Consider the following 18,544-nt stretch of genomic DNA (forward strand, 5'->3'; position numbering starts at 1 on the left):
TCGATCTGACCGGCATCGGCGCCCCGCGCCTGCTGGCCGAGCAGCCGGTTGAGGATGACGCGCCGCCCTCAAACATCGGGCGCGGCACCGCGCAGCACACCCGGCATGGCAAGTCCCGGCAGCGGCATGATGACGCCCGTCGGCAAGGGCAGTTCGGGCAACGACAGCGGCATGGCCTCCGCGCGCGCCAGATAGCTGCGGCCATAGAGAAAGGCGAGCCGCGCGCCGTCCCGAAACACACGGCCCGCGACGGCCGGCTCCAGCGAGCCGAGGAGCCAGACCCAGGCATACGCTTCCTTTGCGGATGCCATCAGAAATTATCCTCCACGGGGCTGCGGGGCCGACGCGCGACCGCCTCGTGTGCAAGGCCCGGCGCATCCAGACCGAACAGCGGGACGCGCAGGATCGCGGCGACTTAGAACACCGCGCCGATCGCGCAACCGGCATCGCCCCGTTCGATCCGTGCCAGCAGCCCGTGCGAGATGCCGGCACGTTCGGCCAGCGTCGCCTGCGACAGCCGCTGCTCGGTTCGCGCCATGCGGATCGTGTCGGCGAGCAGCCGCAGCGCATCGGTTGCGTAACGAGAGGAGAGGTGCGGCATTGGCCGCACATAGCACCATATCTGGTCCATCAAGCGCTATATGAACCAAATATGATGCATGATCAGAAACCTCATATGGGTTTGGCCAGGACTTGCCGCACCACTGCGATAGCGCCGAGTTGTCCACACATGAGCGATCTTTGCCTGTCCGCTATTCCGCCCGGTAGCTGCCGGTCGGCTTTCGGGCGATCAGATCGGTTTTGGAGCGCCGGAGCGCCTTGGTATGGTGGTGAGCCGTCCGGCCGCTTTCGGGCAAGCGGATGCGGATAGCTGACATAGGCGAGTGTCGCAGGCTTTCCCAAAAAGGATCGAGAAGCGGGGATCCGTCGGGGTTCCCAAAACCGTCTTGCGAACTGAAATGGGAAAGATCGTTACCAACCGCCGGTTTCAGAACCGTTCGGTTGTTACACCGTGTGCTAACGCTTCTGATCGTGCGGAGATGATCCCGGATTTGAGAAATGGTCGACTAGGGTCCGTCGTCCAATGGCCCTTTTCCATAAAACGACCGGCAGTCTTAGCTCGTAGCCCGCAAGATGACCGTAGTCGTTTCGCCGGGTATGTCCCACATCGGAAAATGACCGCTGTGCGCAAACCAGTGCAACGTCGCTGACGGGAATGCCGCGAGCGCGCGGCTGGCCTGACGAGGCAGGCAGAGCCGGTCTTGTCTTCCCCAACCGATGACGATGCGCCGCGTCGGATCAGCCGCAGGACCTTGCTGCTCCGCTCCGTTGGCAAGGTCGCGGACCAAGGCGTCGAAGGTCGGCGTGTCTGTAATGCTGGTCAGCTCGGTGCACACCAGCTCGGGCGACAGCGCCGTGGGTTTCGCCGATAGCTGGGCCAGCAGCGCCATGCGCGCCGCGCCGCTGCGGCTGAGCGCCGGCAAGCGTGATCGCAGCGCGCGCAGCAACCGTGCGGACACGCCGATCGTGGTGTGGAAGAAGGAGCGTTCCCAACCACGCCAGAAGCCGCCCGGATCAAGGGCGACGACGTTGCCAACCTTCCCCCGACGTGCGAGTTCCAACACGATCCGGGCGCCCATCGAGCTACCTACGACGTCGACGCCAACAAGGTCGTTTGCGACGAGATAGCGTTCTACGCTGCCGACCAGCCCCTCGAACGTCCCGCTGTCCCGCTCGGCCGGGGTCTCTCCGTGGCCCGGCAGATCGATGGCGATGACCGACCTTTCCACCGCAAGATTATCCAGGATCGGCCGCCAGGCGCGCCAGCTGCTGCCTACGCCATGGATAAGTAGCAGGGGTTTTCCGCTGCCACGAGTGATCTGATGCATGAATACTCCGTCCCGTTCGCGTCGATCAACGATCGGGGGAAGACAATGGTGTCGAACCCCGTCAGCTCCGGTTTACAACGGCTGATATTTTTGCGTGCCCCTGCTGCGGATAAAGTTTCTGTATAACCCATTTAATATTTTGGACCTTTCGGGTCCGATCACCGAGCGCAGTCGTTGGTCAACGAAACGGTCGTATTTTGCGTCCGGTGAACGGGAGCAGCCCGATGCGGAAGCACGGTGTTTGGATCGGGCTAGGAGCCTTCACGATAGCGCTGGCGGGAGCGGCTTATGCCCAGACTGGACGCAGCGCCGCGCTAACGCAGGTGGCGAGCTTCGACCACCAGGTTACCGGCATCGCCGTCACGGCTGACGGGCGCCGCTTCGTCAACTTTCCGCGCTGGACCGACGACGCGCCGATCTCGGTTGCGGAGGTGATGCCGAATGGGTCGCTCCGGCCCTATCCCGATGCCAAGTGGAACAGCTGGCGCAATGCCCAGGCAAACGAAATGCCGGTTGGCGACTACTTTGTCTGCGTCCAATCGATTGTGCCGGACGGCCACGGCAATTTGTGGGTGGTCGACCCCGGCGCACCGGGCAACGAGAAGATCCTGGAGGGCGCGCCGAAGCTCGTTCGTATCGACCTCAAAACCAACAAGGTGACCAAGGTCATCGCGGTACCTGGCGACGTTGCGCTGCAGGGCACCTACCTCAACGACATCCGCTTCTCGCCCGACGGCCAGACCGGCTACATCACCGACAGTGGCACGCGCGGTGCGATCATCGTCATCGATCTGGCCAGCGGGAAGAGCTTCCGCGCCCTCGACGGTCATCCGTCGACCCAGATCGACAAGAGCGTTACAGTCGCGATCGAGGGCAAGCGGCTTGTTCGTCCCGATGGGCGCCAGCCCGCTTTTGCTTCCGATGGCATCGCGATCTCGAACGACGGGAAGACGCTCTATTGGCAGGCGCTGACCGGAAAGACGCTCTATTCGATCGTCACCGAGAAGCTGCGCCCAGATGTCAGCGAGCGCGACCGCGCGGATGCGGTGAAGACCGTCGCCACCACCGCCGTCGCCGATGGCCTGTGGATGAGCAAGGCCGGGACCCTCTACATCACCTCGCCGACCGATTATTCGATCAGGCGGCTTGCCGGGTCCGGCACCGAGGTCGTCCTGACCGACAAGCGGCTGCGCTGGCCCGATACGTTTAGCGAGGGGCCTGACGGGACGATCTACGTCACCGCCAGCCATATCCAGGACACGCAGTGGTTCACGCCGGGCGCCCCGCCGTCGATCCGCACCCAGCTGTTCTCATTCGCTCCGACCCGTTGAGGACTGTCATGACTTACCTGCGCTACCGCGACGACATCGAGACGCCCGAACCTGATGAGCAGGAAACGATCGATGGCATCATTCAGGGCATGACCCAGCAAACCGAGGCAGTCGAGAAACGCGAGCAGCACGCCGTGCGCGCCAGCCATGCCAAAAGTTCGGCCTGCGTCGTCGGCACGCTAACGATCGCCGACGACCTTCCGCCGGAACTGGCACAGGGGTTATTCGCCGCGGCGGGCACCTACGATGTGGCGATCCGCTTCGCGCAAGGGCCGGGCGAAACACTTGGCGACCGCGTCTCCACCCACAGGGGCATGGCGATCAAGGTGTTCGGCGTGGATGGCGAGAAGCTGCCCGGCCACGATGTGCCGACGCAGGACTTCGTGTTCGCTACAGGACGGACCTTCCCATCGGGGACCGCGTCGGGCTTTCTCAGCGACGCCAAGAAACTCGGCGTGGCGACGCCGATGCCGGAGGGCGTCAAGAGCGCGGTGTCGTCGATGGCGCGCAACTTCAACAAGGTGCTGGGCCTGTTCAATACCGCCTATGCCAAGGCGGACTTCTTCGGGCACCCGTTCAGCCACCCGATCGGCGACGACTACTTCAGTCAGGCACCAGTGCGTTATGGCGACTATGTCGCGAAGCTCGGCGCCGTGCCAGCGTCGCAGGCGCAGGACGCGCTCGGCGAGTGGCAGCTCGATCCGCATCAGGACGAGGATGGGTTCCGCCATGCCGCGACCGATTACTTCCGGGATCACGATGCGGTGTTCGAGCTGAAGGTGCAGCTCTGGGCGAACGCGGAGACGCAGCCGATCGAAGACGCCTCGGTCGAATGGCCGTCACAAGACAGCCAGTACCGCACCGTCGCCACGATCCGCATCCCTGCGCAGGAGGCGTACAGTCCGGCGCGCGTGCGCTACTTCGACGAGGTGATGACCTTTCGTCCGGCACATAGCCTGGCCGCGCATCGGCCGCTCGGCTCAGTAATGCGCGCGCGCCTGCAGGTCTATCGAGCGCTGTCCGCCTTTCGCCACCGCGAGAACGGTGTTGCCGAGGAAAACACCGCCGACATCGCCGCCATCCCGGCCTAACGCAAAACATAGAGGCGCCGATCATGCCGACAGCCGTCAATACCGTCACATACGCTGCCGTGCCGATTGGCACGGTGGAAACCACGCTGACAATCAACGGTGAGACGCGCACCCGCGCGATCGAGCCCTGGACGACGCTGCTCGACCTGTTGCGGGAAGGCGAAGACCTTATCGGCACCAAGAAGGGCTGCGACCACGGGCAGTGCGGCGCGTGTACCGTGCTGATCGACGGGCGCCGCATCAATTCGTGCCTCAAGCTGGCGGTGACGCTGGACGGAGCGGATATCACAACGATTGAGGGGCTGGGCCAGCCTGGTGACCTCCATCCGCTGCAATCCGCCTTCTGCAACCACGACGCGTTCCAGTGCGGTTATTGCACCCCTGGCCAGATCTGCTCCGCGCAAGGCCTCATCAACGAGGGCAAGGCCAGGACCAGAGAAGAGGTTCGCGAGCTGATGAGCGGCAACCTGTGCCGATGCGGCGCCTATACGAACATCGTCGATGCAGTGCTCGACGTGATCGGAGAGAAGGCATGAACCGCTTCGATTATGCCCGCCCTGCCAGCGTCACCGAGGCGGTGCAGGCGGGCGACGGAGAGCATGTCCGCTATCTGGCGGGCGGCACGAACCTGATCGACCTGATGAAAGAGAACGTCGAGCGGCCGGTGACGGTGATCGACATCAACCGCCTGCCGCTCAATGCGATCGAAGAGCTGGACGGAGGAGGGCTGCGGCTGGGCGCGCTCGTACCAAACTCCGACACTGCGTGGGAAGCGCGGGTCGAGCAGCGTTATCCCTTGTTGTCTTCGGCGATCCTGGCTGGTGCCAGTCCGCAGTTGCGCAATGCTGCGACCAATGGCGGCAACCTCAACCAGCGCACGCGCTGCTATTATTTCTACGACGTCGCTACGCCCTGCAACAAGCGCGAGCCGGGCTCGGGCTGCGGGGCGATCGGCGGGGTCAACCGCATCCACGCGATCCTGGGCGCAAGTGACCAGTGCATCGCCACGCATCCGTCGGACATGTGCGTCGCGCTGGCGGTGCTCGACGCGACCGTCCAGGTGACCGGTCCGCAAGGCGACCGCGCGATCCCGATCGCCGACTACCATCGGCTACCCGGCGACGAGCCGTGGCGCGACAACACGCTGAGACCCGGCGAGTTGGTGACGGGCATCGACCTGCCGCGCGAGGATTTCACGCAGAACTATACCTACCTGAAGCTGCGCGATCGTCTGTCCTACGCGTTCGCTCTGGTCGCGGTTGCTGTCGCGATGCGGGTGGAAGATGGCGCAATCGTTGAAGCGCGAGTGGCGCTTGGCGGTGTCGCGCACAAGCCGTGGCGCAGCAAGGAAGCCGAGGGGCTGCTGAACGGGCAGGAGCCGTCGCCACAAGCGTTCGGCGCCTTCGCCGACGCCCTGCTCTCCGGGGCTGTCGGCCAGGGAGAGAACGACTTCAAGATCCCGCTCGCACGCAAGGCAATAGTCCGTGCGCTGAAGCAGGCGGCCGAGGCCACCCCGCAATCACAGACCGACAAGCGCGTCGCGTAAGGATACGACATCATGGCTACCGCAGCGAAGATCGGGATCGGCAGCGCAATCAACCGCGTCGATGGCGTCGAAAAAGTCACTGGCACGGCGCGCTATGCCGCCGAGCATCCGGTAGCGAACCTCCTGTACGGCTTCATCGTCGAGGCCGGGATCGCCAAGGGGCGGATCGTCAGTATCGATGAGGAGGCGGCGCGCGCCGTACCCGGCGTCGTCGAGGTCATCACGCACCTGAACCGTCCGCACGTTGCCTGGACCGACCACAGCTACAAGGACGAGATGAAGATCCCCGGCTCTCCATTCCGGCCGCTGTACGATAGTCGCATCCAATTCAACCAACAGCCGATCGTACTGGTAGTGGCCGAGACGTTCGAGGCAGCGCGCTTCGCCGCCAGCCTGATCGAAGTTGCGTACGAGGCGGAGACGCACAACACCGACTTCGAGGTCGCGCTCGCCGAGAAGTACGTACCGAAGAGCAAGCGCAGTACCTATATGCCGCCGAAGAATCGCGGTGACGCGGCGCAAGCCTTCGCGGACGCTCCGCTGAAGGTAGCCGGGGATTATCGGCTCGCGCCGGAACACCACAATCCGATGGAGATGTTCGGATCCACCGTCGAGTGGCACGACGACGGTGGCATCACCGTGTGGGACAAGACCCAGGGGTCGCAGGGGGTGCAGGCCTATCTTGCCAGCATCTTCGGCTTTTCCAAAAAGAAGGTACGGGTGCTGAACCCCTATGTCGGCGGTGGCTTCGGCTCGGGTCTGCGGCCGCAACATCAGGTATTTCTGGCCGTCTTGGCTGCGAAAATGCTGGAGCGCTCGGTGCGGGTCACGATGACGCGCCAGCAGATGTTCAGCCACGCCTACCGTCCCCAGGCGATCCAGAGCACGGCGCTGGGCGCGGAGACCACCGGCAAGCTCACTTCGATCCGCAACGAGGCGACCACCTCCACCTCGCGCTACGAGGACAATATGGAGAACGTCGTCAACTGGGGGTTAATGAACTACGACAGCCCGAACGCCGACGCGGAGTACACCATCACTCAGGTTGATACAGCGACATCGGCGGATATGCGCGCGCCCGGGGCGGCGACCGGCATGACGCTGTTCGAGATGGCGATCGACGAGATGGCCTATGTCGCCAAGGTCGATCCCCTCGAGTTCCGGCTCATCAACTACTCGCCCATCGATGCGATGAACGGCACGCCGTACACCAGCAAGGCGCTGCGCGAGGCGTTCCACGAGGGAGCCGAGGCGTTCGGATGGAGCGAGCGCTCGGCCGAGCCACGGTCGATGCGCGACGGCAAGGAGCTGGTCGGGTGGGGCTGCGCTACCGGCATGTGGGACGCGCAATTTTCCAAGACGTCCGCCAGCGCAAAGCTCACCGCTAACGGTCATCTGGAAGTGGCGTGCGCGACTTCGGATATCGGCACCGGCAGCTACACGGTGATGGCCCTGGTCGCGGCCGACACGCTCGGCCTGCCCCCTGAGCAGATCACCGCCAGGCTGGGCGACTCCGACCTGCCGACCGCCCCTGTGGAAGGCGGGTCCTGGGGTGCGGCATCGTCCGGCGCGGCGGTTCAACTAGCGTGCCAGGCGGTCTGCAAGAAGCTCCTGAAGGCGGCTGGCAAGATCGCCGGTGCACCGCTCGGCGAGGCGACCATAGACGAGGTGCTGTTTGAGGATGGCTGCATTGTGTTGAAGGACGCGCCGACCGTCCGGGTGCCGTTCGGCGACGCGATGCGTGCCGCGGACCTGACGCAGATCGAGGAGGAGGAGACCGCGGCCCCCGGCTTCGGCGACATGTGGAAGGGCATGCACAAGTCGAAGAACACCCACAGCGCGATCTTCGCAGAGGTGAAGGTGGACGAGGAGTTGGGCGTGGTGCGCGTCACCCGCATCGTCGATGCGGTCGCTGCCGGCCGCATCATCAATCCGAAAACGGCGCGCAGCCAGATTTTGGGTGGCGTAGTAATGGGCATCGGCATGGCGCTCCATGAGGAGACATTCTCCGATCACCGGCTCGGTCGCTGGATGAACCACAACTTCGCCGAATATCACGTGCCTGCGAATGCGGATGTCCACGACATCCAGGTCATCTTCGTCGACGAACCCGACCCCGAAGTGACCCCACTTGGAGTGAAGGGACTGGGCGAGATCGGGATTGTCGGCACGGCTGCGGCGATCGCCAACGCGATCTACCATGCGACTGGCAAGCGGGTCCGATCCCTTCCAATCACGATCGACAAGATCCTGGAATGATGCGCTGTCTCGCGCGGGCAGCTAGCATGCCTTCGTTTCGCTACTGCGTCTTCCACGACGGCAATTCGGGAAAGTCATCGCTATGCAATGCTTCAACCTGCGCGATCGTTATTTTGCCGACTAATATCCGGACGTTCATCCTGAGGAGTTGATCATGCCCAAATTTGCGCTTTACGTGCCACTGAAGGCCAAGCCCGGTAAGGAGAGCGATGTCGCCGATTTTCTTACCTCGGCGCTACCGCTCGTTCAAGACGAACCCGGCACCCTGACTTGGTACGCGATCCAGGAAGGCCCAGGCACATACGCGATCTTCGATACCTTTGATACGGAGGAAGACCGACAGGCGCATCTTGACGGCAAGGTTGCTGCGGCTCTGATTGATAAGGCAGAAGAGCTGTTCGCCGAGCCCCCGCAAATCCATAAACTTACGCTCCTCGCAGCGAAATAGCAGACGCCGCCAGCAACTTGGTCAGGCTCGGGATGAACGGCAACTTATGACAGCAGGCTCTCTCGCTTGTACCGATCATTAGCTGCCCTTCGTCTGCGCAATAAGTGAAGATCTGCGATCTGGAACGGACCCGGCTTTGAATGTAACGTTGTGGGTCATGATGGCGGGACTGATTGCTTGGAGGGTGTCACACCTGTTTGGTTCTGACACCGTCCACTCGGTATGTGGTTCGCTCGGAACGGAACCCATCGGAGCGACGCACGCCGACAGATCAGTCTTAAGGGAACCTACTCCAATGTCGCTTCCTTATCGCTTTGCCCATCATCGCTTCCCTTAAAGACAGGCTTCGCGGGTGGAACTATGTAGCTCAAAGTGACGAGCCCCGCAGCGATCAGTCCAACACGCCAACTCCAGAACGCTAGGGTCAAAACTCAATCAGCAGCTTGAGGTGCATAGCCTTTCCTGATTCAAAGATGGCTGTGGATCATGGGAGGTTGAGCATGGCGCTGTTCTGGTTGTCGGATGAGGCGTGGGCGGCAATTGAGCCGCATCTGCCGAGGAACCAGCCCGGTGCCCGACGTGTCGATGATCGCCGGGTGATTTCGGGCATTTTGCACGTGCTGAAGGTGGGCTGCCGCTGGTGCGACTGCCCGGCCGATTACGGGCCATCTACGACGGTCTATAACCGCTTCAACCGATGGTCGCGGCGAGGCTTCTGGCTCAAGCTGCTGGACGCACTGGTGAACACCGGCGCGGTGACGAAAAGCACCGCAATCGACAGCACTTACATCAAGGCGCAGCGCGCGGCGTTCGGAGCAAAGGGGGGCGTGCGGCACAAGCGATCGGTCGCTCGCGCGGCGGCTGGACGACCAAAATCCACGCGCTCACAGACGTCATCGGCCGTCCCTATGCGCTGATGCTGACACCGGGCAACGTCAGCGACATGAAGGCCGCGCCCGCGCTTCTCGAACACGCAGGCCGTATACGCTACCTGCTCGGCGACAAGGGCTACGATGCTGACCGGCTACGCCGTCTCGCTCGCGATGCCGGCGCGGTCCCGGTGATCCCCGGCCGGCGCAACCGCAAGCGCGTCATCCGCTACGACAAGGACCGGTACCGCGGCCGGCATCTTATCGAGAACGCCTTCTGCCGCCTGAAGGATTTCCGCCGCGTACACACGCGCTACGACAAGCTCGCCGCCAACTTCCTCTCAGCCGTGGCGCTCGCCACCGCCATCGCCTTCTGGCTGTGAACGAGTCTGAGCCCTAAGCCGAATGCCGCCCAATAGGCACCGGCGGTTAGGCCATATTTGATGGTTAGGCCGCGAAGATAAGCCTCGGTCAGCCTCCGGTCGGGGAGGCATCTGGCGGTGGCGTATACCCACCGAAGAAACCACCAGGTCGCCGGTGTCGCTGCTATGCCCAGATACCATAGGGCGGCGGTTGAGCTCTGCGTATCCCCGGCGAAGTGTTCGACCAACGGACGCGCGGGAAATGGAGTGATACTGACGGCAGCCAGAAAGCCGATGCTCAGCAGATTGTAGCCGTGGTCGGTTTTCTCCAGCAGCTTGCCGCTGAAATGGCTGTGGATCCAATAGAGGCCGATGAGGATTACGCTCAGACCGTAGGCAGCGTATTCGGGTGCCAGCTTCAGATAAGCCGCTGCGAGGTCGCCGTCCTCAGGCTTCGGTGCGTGCAGTTCCACCACCGGAAGTGTGATCGCGATCGCAAGCACCGCGTCCATGAAAGCCTCAAGGCGATCCGATTTGCGTTCGGTTCCTTCGAGGGAGAATATCGCCATCTGACGCTATAGCATTTCGAGCGGGCGGCGGTCACGTGGCCGGGAAAATGCCGCGTCGAGTGTCGCAAGGTCGGCGTCGGAGAGGACGATATCTGCGGCCGCGCGGTTTTCCCGCACATGTGCGATCGAACTCGCTTTCGGGATGGCGATGAGGCCGTCGTGCCGCAACGTCCAGGAGAGTGCGACCTGCACAGGGGTTGCACCCACCTCGGCGGCGATTTTGTCGAGGGCGGGATGGCTTGAAAGTCGTCCTTGCTCGACGGGACTATACGCCATCACTGGCATTTTATGATCGGCGAGCCATGGCAACAGATCCAGCTCGGGGCCTCGACGGACAAGATTGTAGAGGATCTGATCAGTTATGCAGCCATCCCCGCCGGCAGCGACAAGCTCGTCCATATCGTCGGTGTCGAGGTTGCTGACACCCCAATGTCGAATCTTCCCTCCTGTTTTCAGCGCCTCCATTGCCTCCACTGTCTCAGCAAGCGGCACCGATCCCCGCCAGTGAAGCAGGTAGAGGTCGAGCCGATCGGTGCCGAGCCGCTTCAGGCTTGCCTCGCACGCACCAGCAAGACGGGAGCGCGATGCGTTCTGTGGATACGCCTTGCTGACGAGGAACAACTGGTCACGAAGGCTGCCTAGCGCCTCGCAGATCAGCTTTTCCGCCGCACCGTCGCCGTACATTTCAGCGGTATCGACGAGCGTCATGCCCAGCTCGACACCGGCGCGTAGCGCGGCGATCTCATCGGATCGCCGCTCGGCACGTTCGCCCATCTTCCAGGTGCCTTGACCCATCGAAGGAACGACGTCCCCGCCTGGTAGCGTCACGCATTTCATATGGTTTCGCTCCTTCAAGTGTTCCCGGCTGCTCGTGAAGGTAGGCTGATATGTCGGTCGCCGCCACGTACAAAGGTGACATGGGTGTTTTCGGTATCACAACCGTCCGGGACTGGTGAAAACGCCCGATGCTCGCTTTGCTCGTCCCGAGAGGGAACGGCGGAGAAGACGGCCAGCGCTTTCCCATAAGGATCGTATTTCGAGACATCTCAAGAACGGTTTTCGATACGGCTTCTATGCCTTGCTCCCTTCGGAGCCCGATCCTACGGTGAGACTATGTCTCGTCAGAAATCCACGCCAGCCAATCCGGCGAATGCTCCGAGCACTCGCTTCTTCCCCAACGTGGGGATCACCGCGAACATGCGCGTGCTCGATGTGGGATGCGGCAGCGGTGATCTGAGCCGGCTCGTGGCCGGGTTGGTCGGTCCGGGAGGCCAGGTTGTTGGTATCGACAGGAGCGGAGACGCGTTGGCGTCGGCACGCGCTGTGACGCCGAACACGAACGCTGCCCCGATCCACTATCAAATCGCCGATCTGAGCGGTGAGTTGCCCGACCTTGGCGTGTTCGACGCGATCGTCAGTCGGCGCGTACTGATGTACCTTCCGGATGCCGCAGCAACGCTGGCCCGCCTGGCAAGACTGGCCAAGCCGGGCACGATCCTGGCTGTTCAGGAGCATGCGCGCGCCGACCTCCCGACGGGCGTCGGCGATCTGTCGGTGCATCGGCAGTGCTACCGGATGATGTGGGACACCGTTGCGGCGGAGAAGGGTGATGTTGCCCTCGGCTACCGCCTTGCAGACCTGATACGCGCGACCGGGTTCACGATCGACCATGCACGCAGCGAGGGCGTTCTGCTCCAGACCTGGGAGGAATCCTTCCTACCGACGCTCATGCGCGTCATGCTGCCACGCATGGTTGAACACGGTGTCGCACAGGAGGATGAGATCGATCCGGACACGCTCGCCCAGCGCCTTGATGACGAACGTCGAGCAGTGAAAGGCACAATCTTTTGGGATCTGGCCTTTCTCGTTTCGGCCCGTTTCGACAGCGTCGGATAGCCGCTGAATATTCCCGATTGGGAACCTATCAGCGGGACAGTCACCGGGCGATCACGACCCGAGCCGTCCCCGGCAGCCCGTTTTCCCAAAATCTGTTCCCAATTGCTCTTTCCCGAAATAGCCTGTCGGAGACGGAGAAACGGGAAAGATTGCGTTTAACGAATGGCCGGTCTTGGGAACCCGGATCGTCAGCCCCAACGTCCGACTGTGGGCGCTTCCAGTCTGACCGCTTTCCTTCTGACTTAGCCGAGCCCCGCAGGCTTTCTCAAAAAGGATGGTATTCTGGGAGAATGATTAGCTCGCTTTAGCGTAAGCTAGAGATGGGACATGTCCGTGGCACCTGCCCATCGCGACAATGCCCGAGTGGCCCCCACGGCGTCAGAGTTGCCCTCGCCGGCCCAGGCGACGAAGCCGTCGGGCCGAACCAGCACGGCGCACAACCCCATCTGGTCTTCGGCTTCGGACGCAACGTAAGAAACGTGGCTCTGGAAACGCTCCGCGAGGTGCCGTAGGGGTTCGGCTTGGCTGAAATCGAGCAGGACAGCCCGCCCCTGAAGAAGATGCTCGTTCAGCCGCGTGCCATTAATTAGAGCGAAATCCGGCGCGCTGCGCCCCACCAGCGGATGGTCGTCACCAAGGTCGTAGCGCACCCCGACGCCCCAGGCACGCTCAGCAAAGTAGGTCGCACCATCCCGCGTCGCGATAAGATCGCCGATAACAGCGCGGAGCGCGTGCGAGCTTAGCGTCGGGCGCATGATCGAAACCTGCGCGCGCGACCAGTCGAGGATTTGCTCTGCAATCGGCCGACGCTCACGTTCATAGGTGTCGAGCAGGTCGGAAGCGGCATCGCCACAGATCATCCTGGCGAGCTTCCAGCCGAGATTCATCGCATCGCCAAGGCCGAGATTGAGACCCTGGCCTCCCATGGGCGAATGAATGTGCGCGGCATCGCCTGCCAGCAGCACGCGCCCGTTTCGATACCGGGTCGCCAGATAGGCGCGATCGGTCCAGGTTGTCACGAGCCCGAGCGAGATCAACTCGACGTCGGTGCCGGAAACGCGACGGAGTACCTCCTGCACATGGTCGCGAGTGATAGGCTCGGCGCGGTGATAGACGCCACCGTCGAACTCGACCATCCGCATCGTACCCGGCTCTTCGTAGATGTAGGTGCCGGTCGCCGTCTCATGATGACCCGGCGTGAGCGGGTTGGGATCGGCCAGCCTGACCTCGGCGAAGTAGCCCGTGAACTCGGGTTCGGTGCCCGTGAAGTCGAACCCGGCCGCCTTGCGCACGGTGCTGCGACCGCCGTCGCAGCCGACGAGCCACCTTCCCCGGAACGTGACCTCACCAGCGCGGACGCTGACACCTTCTTCGGTCGCTTCGATGGCAGACACGCCGCAGCCACGCCGGATCGCAACCCCCAACTCCTGCGCGCGCTCTGTCAGGACGGCTTCAATGCTCGCCAAATCGGCGGCGATAGGGGCAGGGGCATTCGGCAGCCGATACGGCCATCTCGACTCATCGATCTGATCCCGAAAGAAGTCGATCCCGGCGAAATGCCCACCGGGTTGTCGCTGTATCCTCGTCCAGGGGGCCGCTGCGGCGATCTCACCGGCATCCACTCGCGTACGAAGTGCCTTGAGCAGTCCGCGCCGGTCGAAACTCTCAAGGGTCGCCACGGAGAGGCCGCGTAGCCCGAACGGAGCGCGCTTCACTGGCGCATGAGGATCGCTGGCCTGTTCAAGCACCAGCACCGAGCATCCGGCGAGGCGCAGTTCACAGGCAAGAAACAGGCCGACCGGCCCGCCGCCGGCGATCAGGACTTCATGGAAATCGTGAGAAGGTACATTCATGGTATGGCTCCGCTGTCGATGTTCGACCGGAGCGTTCCTCGAAACGGAAACCCGCGCGGACGAACATGAAAACGCCTTGCGGCGCTCGCTGCTCGTCGCGGAGATCCCGGCTGTGAAGCCAAAGACCAGAGCTTCCGTTACCGAAAGGACTTGGGCTTACCAAACCAAGTCTGCCTTTTCCGACGCAGCGTATCTAGCGCGGTGGCAGTCGAGCCACAAGCGTCGTTCCGCCGCACTCGCCTTCCCGCAAACGGATCTATAGCGGGACAGTCACCGGGCGATCACGGCCCGAGCCATCCGCGGCACCCCGTCTTCCCAAAATCTGTTCCCAATTGCTCTTTCCCAAAATGGCCCGTTGGAGACGGATAACGGGGGAAATCGCGCTCAACGAATGGCCTGTCTCGGGAGCCCGGATCGCGCGCCTAAAGGTCCGATTGTGGGCGCGAACCAAACGGCCGCTTTCGCCAAAAACGATGATCCATCGGGAATGCGAGCGGCTTCCCAAGACTCGTCCTCGACCAAGCTTTCGAGAAACTGAAGGGCCGTCGCCAGAATAGAAGCAGGAGACTGCATGATAGCATCCGAACCGATTGCGGGTTGATTTTAGCTTTTGACGTTTCCGGCCTTTGCAAATCGGCGAGGCGAGCAGCCCAAGTGCCGTTTGAACGCGTTGCTGAAGGCGCTTTCGGACGCGTAACCGAACGCTTCCGCCACCACGGACACCGGATCGTCAGAGGTCGCAAGCCGGTCGCTGGCCAGCCGTATTCGAAGGCGCGTGAGGTAGTCTACCGGCGACACGCCCACGATGCCCTTAAAGCGGAAGGCGAAGCCGGTGCGCGACATGCCAACGTGTTCGGCCAGTGCCTGTACGGTCCATCGGCGCGCCGGATCTGCATGCATGGCGGCGATCGCGGCACCGATCCGCTTGTCTGTCAAGGCGAACAGCCATCCGACACGGTTTGGCTCCGCGGCAGTCGTCGAGCGGCAGCAACGTGTGGCGTCGGAACGCCACAACCATTGCCTCCTCGGCTTCCCGACAGGGTCGTTGAATGAGAAGCCTCCGGCCCGGTCTTCAAATCCTCAACCGTCGCCCACTTTCGCCATTTCGCGGCCGTCTTCGGGTTGATCCCAACTCATGGCTCAGCGTCGCTAGCGAAGCTTGCGATCGCTGTATTGCTGCTCGGACAGCGTGCGTGGTCGTGGCGCTCCCGTGACGTACCTGACCCATGCGGCTTCCTTCCATTCCAACGAAAGGATCGCACCGTCAAACCGTGGGATCAAACACTGAGGAGAACGCCCGAAGACCGCGCAGGACCAGAATTCTCTATAAAGAATACCATTTGCAAAGCTGTCGAGGGTTCATTAAGGGCAGCAAGATGACGAGCAAGAATACGCCACGAGCAATTCAGCCAAATCGGAATATGATCCGCAATCCCCCGTCGGCAGCGCTGCTGCCACTGCTCGCTATGTTCGCAGCTACGAGCGTCGTCGCAGAGCCAGTATCCTTGTCGCCGATGATCATCGCGCGACAGGGCGCCTTCGAGATCGGCGGGAAGGTGATCGGCGCGTCGGATAAGACGCTGTCCTGCGACCACGGGTACATGGAGTACCAGATCCCGCAGCGCCCGCGCGCGGTATCGCTGGTGATGTGGCACAGTTCTAGCGTGAAGGTGTGGCAGACCCGCTGGGATGGCGGCGAAGGCTTTCAGAGCATGTTCCTTCGCCGGGGATATCCGGTGTACCTGTGGGACGGTCCGCGTGTCGGTCGCGCCAACTGGGCCTGCGAACCCGTTACCAGTAGCGCGAGTGCCGGCGTGGACCAGGGCAACTTCGCCGCATGGCGCCTAGGCACGTCGTGGCCCAACTGGTTTCCGGGCGTGCAATTCCCGACGAAGAGCGCCGAAGCATGGGATCAGGCCACACGTGCGCGTTATGAAGAATTCGACACGACCGCGAACGTGCAACTCCAATCGGATGCCGCAGCGCTCGCGATGGACAAAATCGGCCCCGTGGTAATCCTTACCAACTCCGCCGGTGGTTTCCGCGCGCTTATGACGCAGATCAAGGCCACGACCAGCAACATCAAGGCAATCGTCGCCTACGAAAATCCGGGATTCGTCTTCCCAAAAGGAGAGATGCCGACGGGGAAACCCGGCATGTTCGGTCCACTGGAAGTCTCCGTGCCTGATTTCGACAAGTTGACCAAAATTCCAATGCAATTTGTGTGGGGTGACAACATCGACAAGACCAGTACGCCATTTTGGTCTAACACGTTCAAGTTGTGCCAGCAGTTCGTCGACGCCGTCAACAGGCATGGCGGGCATGCCGAGATCCTGCGCTTGCGCGATGTCGGACTATTAGGCAACACGCACATTCCATTCGCCGATCTCAACAACGACAAGGTTGCAGAGCAGCTGGACGCGTTCCTCAAGCGGAGCGGCCTGAACGGCTACGCCCATCGAAGATGATCAGCAATCGCGCAGCGTATCCACTGCGGAATGCATCAGACCACAATGGCTCCACCATAGCGCATGAGCATCCCCTATGCAGGCTCCGCTTTTCGATACCCATGCTCATCTCATCTCGGACGACTGGACGGCGTATCCGCCTTCGCCGATGCGCGGGGTGAACGGCTGGACGGCAATGACCTATTCGGTCACCGCGGAATCGCTGCTGGCGGACATGGATCGACATGGCGTTCCCAAAGCCTGCATCATTCAGCGTGGCCATGTTTATGGCTATGACAACCGCTACATCATCGATTGTGGCAAACGCTATCCTGACCGGTTCATTCCGATCGTCATCCTCGACGCGCAAGACCCAGACACCCCGACGCATCTACGGAAGATCGTCGAACATCACGGCGTCCGTGGACTCCGCCTCGCGCAATCGTCTGCGCTTCACTACGATACTGCGTGGATGAATGCTCCCGCCGCCATCGATACCTGGCGGATGGCAGCGGAGCTGGCGATCCCGGTCAACATCATCGTCTCGCGCCGGCATCTGCCCTGGGTGTTGCCAGCACTGAAGATGATCGCCGAAGAATTGCCGTCTCTCCCGATCATCCTCGATCATCTCGGGACAATGTGGAACTACTCGCAGGGTGAAGCCGAGCGCGACCGCGCGGCGGGTCGTGCACCTGATCTGCCGGGCGCCCCAGACTTTGGGCTGGCGGAAACCGCCGGCATGTTCGAACGCCTGCCCAATGTCTTTGTTAAAATCACCGAGATCAATATCGATCGCTTGCTGAGCAACGGCATCGAGCCGGCGCGTGTCGTTCGACGCTTCGCTGACAGCTTCAGCGCAGATCGCCTGATGTGGGGTTCCGACATCGGTCAAAGCGAATGGCCGTACGAGCGGAAAGCCGCCACCGCGCGCGCTGCCGCAGACCACCTGAATTCGGAAGAGCGGTCCCGCTTTCTCTTCGGAACTGCGGCTGCGGTATATTCCGCATGAGCGGCGTACCGGTTGCGATGCCTGGGCAAGACGTCGCGCATGCCTTCGACGACGACATAACGGACGCCCCGCTGGTGGATTGTCACGTTCACGTTTTTGAACAAAGTATGCCGTTCACCGAGACCGCATGGAACCGACCTACTTACGACTTCACGGCAGAACACCTGCTGAAGCTGATGGACGAAAACGGCGTGCAATTCGCCGTCATTGCCGCAGCGTCTCTGTTCGGGGACTATAACGACTACACTCTTCGTTGCCTTCGGCGTTCCAAACGTCTCAGGGGAACCGTCATCGTGGACGCCGACGTGTCGATGTACGAACTGGAGCGAATGAACGACGAGGGCGTCTGTGGTATTCGGCTTCAGCTGTTTCGTGCCGAACTACCGGATTTGAACGCCTTTAAGTATCGCCGTCTGTTCGCGCGCCTTCGCGATCTCGACTGGCACGTCCACCTGCTCACCGATCGGTTACGGCTGGCCGAGGCGATCCGCAGCGTCTCCGCGACCGGCGTGAAGCTTGTCATCGATCATTTCGGGCTTCCCCCTCAAGGCGGCATCCGGTCAGAGGGGTTCGAGGCGATCCTCGACGCCGTCGGTCGCGGCAACACCTGGCTGAAACTGTCGGCCGGCTTTCGCCAGGTCGAACCACACGAAGTGCTCGCCCGCTATGCGGAAGCGGTCGACAGGACGTGCGAGGACCGACTGCTCTTCGCCACCGACGCGCCGTTTGTGGGCCGGGAGGACGATATCACCTATTCGCAGGCGCTTAAGCATTTCGCAGTCTGGGTTCCGGACGCCGCTCGTCGCGCGCGCATCGGCCGAACAGCTTACCAGTTGTACTTCGACCGAGCCTCCGCGTCCCGTACTTGACATTTCTCGCCCCTGCCCGGCTGCATCCAACCATCCGGAAGTCACGAGAGGTCACGGCGTCGCCAACCAAGATGCGCAGCAACAGGCGGGCTAACCCGCCTGTTGC

17 protein-coding genes and 2 pseudogenes are annotated in these 18,544 nt (G+C 62.2%); 11 read left to right on the top strand and 8 right to left on the bottom strand.

Going from position 1 to position 18,544, the window contains the following annotated elements:
* Positions 1–68 precede the first annotated feature (68 nt).
* The 3 genes from AC3ANX_RS16100 to AC3ANX_RS16110 form a co-directional block, all read right to left on the bottom strand.
* Positions 69–311 carry a hypothetical protein gene (locus tag AC3ANX_RS16100; RefSeq protein ID WP_488334251.1) on the bottom strand — a complete coding sequence of 81 codons (243 nt, stop codon included), beginning with the start codon at positions 309–311 and terminating at the stop codon, positions 69–71.
* Between the two features lie 104 nt (positions 312–415).
* The gene (locus AC3ANX_RS16105; protein ID WP_488334252.1) at positions 416–631 is read right to left on the bottom strand and encodes a helix-turn-helix domain-containing protein; all 216 of its coding nucleotides are present in this window, start codon (positions 629–631) and stop codon (positions 416–418) included.
* A 484-nt stretch (positions 632–1,115) separates the two neighbouring features.
* The gene (locus tag AC3ANX_RS16110) at positions 1,116–1,889 is read right to left on the bottom strand and encodes an alpha/beta fold hydrolase (protein WP_488334253.1); all 774 of its coding nucleotides are present in this window, start codon (positions 1,887–1,889) and stop codon (positions 1,116–1,118) included.
* Positions 1,890–2,113: 224 nt separating this feature from the next.
* On the opposite strand from AC3ANX_RS16110, the gene AC3ANX_RS16115 reads away from it, so the two are divergent.
* The 7 genes and pseudogenes from AC3ANX_RS16115 to AC3ANX_RS16145 all read left to right on the top strand — a co-directional run bounded on the left by AC3ANX_RS16115 (position 2,114) and on the right by AC3ANX_RS16145 (position 9,816).
* Positions 2,114–3,220 carry an L-dopachrome tautomerase-related protein gene (locus AC3ANX_RS16115; RefSeq protein ID WP_488334254.1) on the top strand — a complete coding sequence of 369 codons (1,107 nt, stop codon included), beginning with the start codon at positions 2,114–2,116 and terminating at the stop codon, positions 3,218–3,220.
* Between the two features lie 8 nt (positions 3,221–3,228).
* Positions 3,229–4,311 carry a catalase family protein gene (locus AC3ANX_RS16120; protein WP_488334255.1) on the top strand — a complete coding sequence of 361 codons (1,083 nt, stop codon included), beginning with the start codon at positions 3,229–3,231 and terminating at the stop codon, positions 4,309–4,311.
* Between the two features lie 23 nt (positions 4,312–4,334).
* Entirely contained in the window at positions 4,335–4,847 is a 513-nt protein-coding gene (locus AC3ANX_RS16125) for a (2Fe-2S)-binding protein (RefSeq protein ID WP_488334256.1), read from the top strand.
* A complete protein-coding gene (locus AC3ANX_RS16130) occupies positions 4,844–5,857 on the top strand; it encodes an FAD binding domain-containing protein (protein WP_488334257.1) in 1,014 nt (337 codons plus the stop codon). The genes AC3ANX_RS16125 and AC3ANX_RS16130 overlap by 4 nt, the downstream gene beginning before the upstream one ends.
* A gap of 12 nt (positions 5,858–5,869) precedes the next feature.
* Positions 5,870–8,116, top strand: coding sequence for a xanthine dehydrogenase family protein molybdopterin-binding subunit (locus AC3ANX_RS16135; RefSeq protein ID WP_488334258.1), 2,247 nt, complete (start codon positions 5,870–5,872; stop codon positions 8,114–8,116).
* 154 nt (positions 8,117–8,270) lie between these two features.
* Positions 8,271–8,564 carry a putative quinol monooxygenase gene (locus tag AC3ANX_RS16140; protein ID WP_488334259.1) on the top strand — a complete coding sequence of 98 codons (294 nt, stop codon included), beginning with the start codon at positions 8,271–8,273 and terminating at the stop codon, positions 8,562–8,564.
* Positions 8,565–9,064: 500 nt separating this feature from the next.
* Positions 9,065–9,816: pseudogene (locus tag AC3ANX_RS16145) on the top strand (IS5 family transposase).
* On the opposite strand, the gene AC3ANX_RS16150 reads toward AC3ANX_RS16145, so the two are convergent.
* Both AC3ANX_RS16150 and AC3ANX_RS16155 read right to left on the bottom strand, forming a co-directional pair.
* Positions 9,747–10,364 (bottom strand): TMEM175 family protein, encoded by a 618-nt coding sequence (locus tag AC3ANX_RS16150; protein WP_488334260.1) that lies wholly within the window; start codon positions 10,362–10,364, stop codon positions 9,747–9,749. The pseudogene AC3ANX_RS16145 and the gene AC3ANX_RS16150 sit on opposite strands and share 70 nt — an antisense overlap.
* A gap of 6 nt (positions 10,365–10,370) precedes the next feature.
* Complete coding sequence (locus AC3ANX_RS16155; RefSeq protein WP_488334261.1) at positions 10,371–11,201, bottom strand: aldo/keto reductase; 831 nt, start codon at positions 11,199–11,201, stop codon at positions 10,371–10,373.
* Between the two features lie 360 nt (positions 11,202–11,561).
* Here AC3ANX_RS16155 and AC3ANX_RS16160 point away from each other — a divergent pair, with 360 nt between their 5' ends.
* On the top strand, positions 11,562–12,260 hold the full coding sequence (locus AC3ANX_RS16160; RefSeq protein WP_488334262.1) for a methyltransferase domain-containing protein: 699 nt from the start codon (positions 11,562–11,564) through the stop codon (positions 12,258–12,260).
* Positions 12,261–12,574: 314 nt separating this feature from the next.
* Here AC3ANX_RS16160 and AC3ANX_RS16165 read toward each other — a convergent pair whose 3' ends face one another.
* The 3 genes and pseudogenes from AC3ANX_RS16165 to AC3ANX_RS16175 form a co-directional block, all read right to left on the bottom strand.
* Positions 12,575–14,113: an FAD-dependent monooxygenase gene (locus AC3ANX_RS16165; protein WP_488334263.1), complete on the bottom strand. Its 1,539-nt coding sequence runs from the start codon at positions 14,111–14,113 to the stop codon at positions 12,575–12,577.
* A gap of 603 nt (positions 14,114–14,716) precedes the next feature.
* Positions 14,717–15,013, bottom strand: coding sequence for a helix-turn-helix domain-containing protein (locus tag AC3ANX_RS16170; protein WP_488334264.1), 297 nt, complete (start codon positions 15,011–15,013; stop codon positions 14,717–14,719).
* Between the two features lie 70 nt (positions 15,014–15,083).
* Positions 15,084–15,341 (bottom strand): annotated as a pseudogene (locus AC3ANX_RS16175) (IS481 family transposase); the annotation flags it as partial.
* 148 nt (positions 15,342–15,489) lie between these two features.
* Between AC3ANX_RS16175 and AC3ANX_RS16180 the strand changes: the two are divergent.
* From AC3ANX_RS16180 to AC3ANX_RS16190, 3 genes are all read left to right on the top strand, one after another.
* Positions 15,490–16,581, top strand: a complete 1,092-nt coding sequence (locus AC3ANX_RS16180; protein WP_488334265.1) for an alpha/beta hydrolase — start codon at positions 15,490–15,492, stop codon at positions 16,579–16,581.
* A 76-nt stretch (positions 16,582–16,657) separates the two neighbouring features.
* Positions 16,658–17,569 carry an amidohydrolase family protein gene (locus AC3ANX_RS16185; RefSeq protein WP_488334266.1) on the top strand — a complete coding sequence of 304 codons (912 nt, stop codon included), beginning with the start codon at positions 16,658–16,660 and terminating at the stop codon, positions 17,567–17,569.
* A complete protein-coding gene (locus tag AC3ANX_RS16190) occupies positions 17,566–18,438 on the top strand; it encodes an amidohydrolase family protein (protein WP_488334267.1) in 873 nt (290 codons plus the stop codon). The genes AC3ANX_RS16185 and AC3ANX_RS16190 overlap by 4 nt, the downstream gene beginning before the upstream one ends.
* Positions 18,439–18,544: the final 106 nt, after the last annotated feature.

It is taken from the genome of Sphingomonas sp. BRN-1R (genome assembly GCF_057748035.1).

What these genes read in the sequence shown, in the direction of transcription:
- AC3ANX_RS16105 (WP_488334252.1), bottom strand. Translation starts at nt 631, where the DNA reads ATGGACCAGATATGGTGCTATGTGCGGCCAATGCCGCACCTCTCCTCT.
- AC3ANX_RS16130 (WP_488334257.1), top strand. Translation starts at nt 4,844, where the DNA reads ATGAACCGCTTCGATTATGCCCGCCCTGCCAGCGTCACCGAGGCGGTG.
- AC3ANX_RS16185 (WP_488334266.1), top strand. Translation starts at nt 16,658, where the DNA reads ATGCAGGCTCCGCTTTTCGATACCCATGCTCATCTCATCTCGGACGAC.
- AC3ANX_RS16110 (WP_488334253.1), bottom strand. Translation starts at nt 1,889, where the DNA reads ATGCATCAGATCACTCGTGGCAGCGGAAAACCCCTGCTACTTATCCAT.
- AC3ANX_RS16125 (WP_488334256.1), top strand. Translation starts at nt 4,335, where the DNA reads ATGCCGACAGCCGTCAATACCGTCACATACGCTGCCGTGCCGATTGGC.
- AC3ANX_RS16100 (WP_488334251.1), bottom strand. Translation starts at nt 311, where the DNA reads ATGGCATCCGCAAAGGAAGCGTATGCCTGGGTCTGGCTCCTCGGCTCG.
- AC3ANX_RS16115 (WP_488334254.1), top strand. Translation starts at nt 2,114, where the DNA reads ATGCGGAAGCACGGTGTTTGGATCGGGCTAGGAGCCTTCACGATAGCG.
- AC3ANX_RS16150 (WP_488334260.1), bottom strand. Translation starts at nt 10,364, where the DNA reads ATGGCGATATTCTCCCTCGAAGGAACCGAACGCAAATCGGATCGCCTT.
- AC3ANX_RS16120 (WP_488334255.1), top strand. Translation starts at nt 3,229, where the DNA reads ATGACTTACCTGCGCTACCGCGACGACATCGAGACGCCCGAACCTGAT.
- AC3ANX_RS16160 (WP_488334262.1), top strand. Translation starts at nt 11,562, where the DNA reads ATGCGCGTGCTCGATGTGGGATGCGGCAGCGGTGATCTGAGCCGGCTC.
- AC3ANX_RS16155 (WP_488334261.1), bottom strand. Translation starts at nt 11,201, where the DNA reads ATGAAATGCGTGACGCTACCAGGCGGGGACGTCGTTCCTTCGATGGGT.
- AC3ANX_RS16180 (WP_488334265.1), top strand. Translation starts at nt 15,490, where the DNA reads ATGACGAGCAAGAATACGCCACGAGCAATTCAGCCAAATCGGAATATG.
- AC3ANX_RS16170 (WP_488334264.1), bottom strand. Translation starts at nt 15,013, where the DNA reads ATGCATGCAGATCCGGCGCGCCGATGGACCGTACAGGCACTGGCCGAA.
- AC3ANX_RS16165 (WP_488334263.1), bottom strand. Translation starts at nt 14,113, where the DNA reads ATGAATGTACCTTCTCACGATTTCCATGAAGTCCTGATCGCCGGCGGC.
- AC3ANX_RS16140 (WP_488334259.1), top strand. Translation starts at nt 8,271, where the DNA reads ATGCCCAAATTTGCGCTTTACGTGCCACTGAAGGCCAAGCCCGGTAAG.
- AC3ANX_RS16190 (WP_488334267.1), top strand. Translation starts at nt 17,566, where the DNA reads ATGAGCGGCGTACCGGTTGCGATGCCTGGGCAAGACGTCGCGCATGCC.
- AC3ANX_RS16135 (WP_488334258.1), top strand. Translation starts at nt 5,870, where the DNA reads ATGGCTACCGCAGCGAAGATCGGGATCGGCAGCGCAATCAACCGCGTC.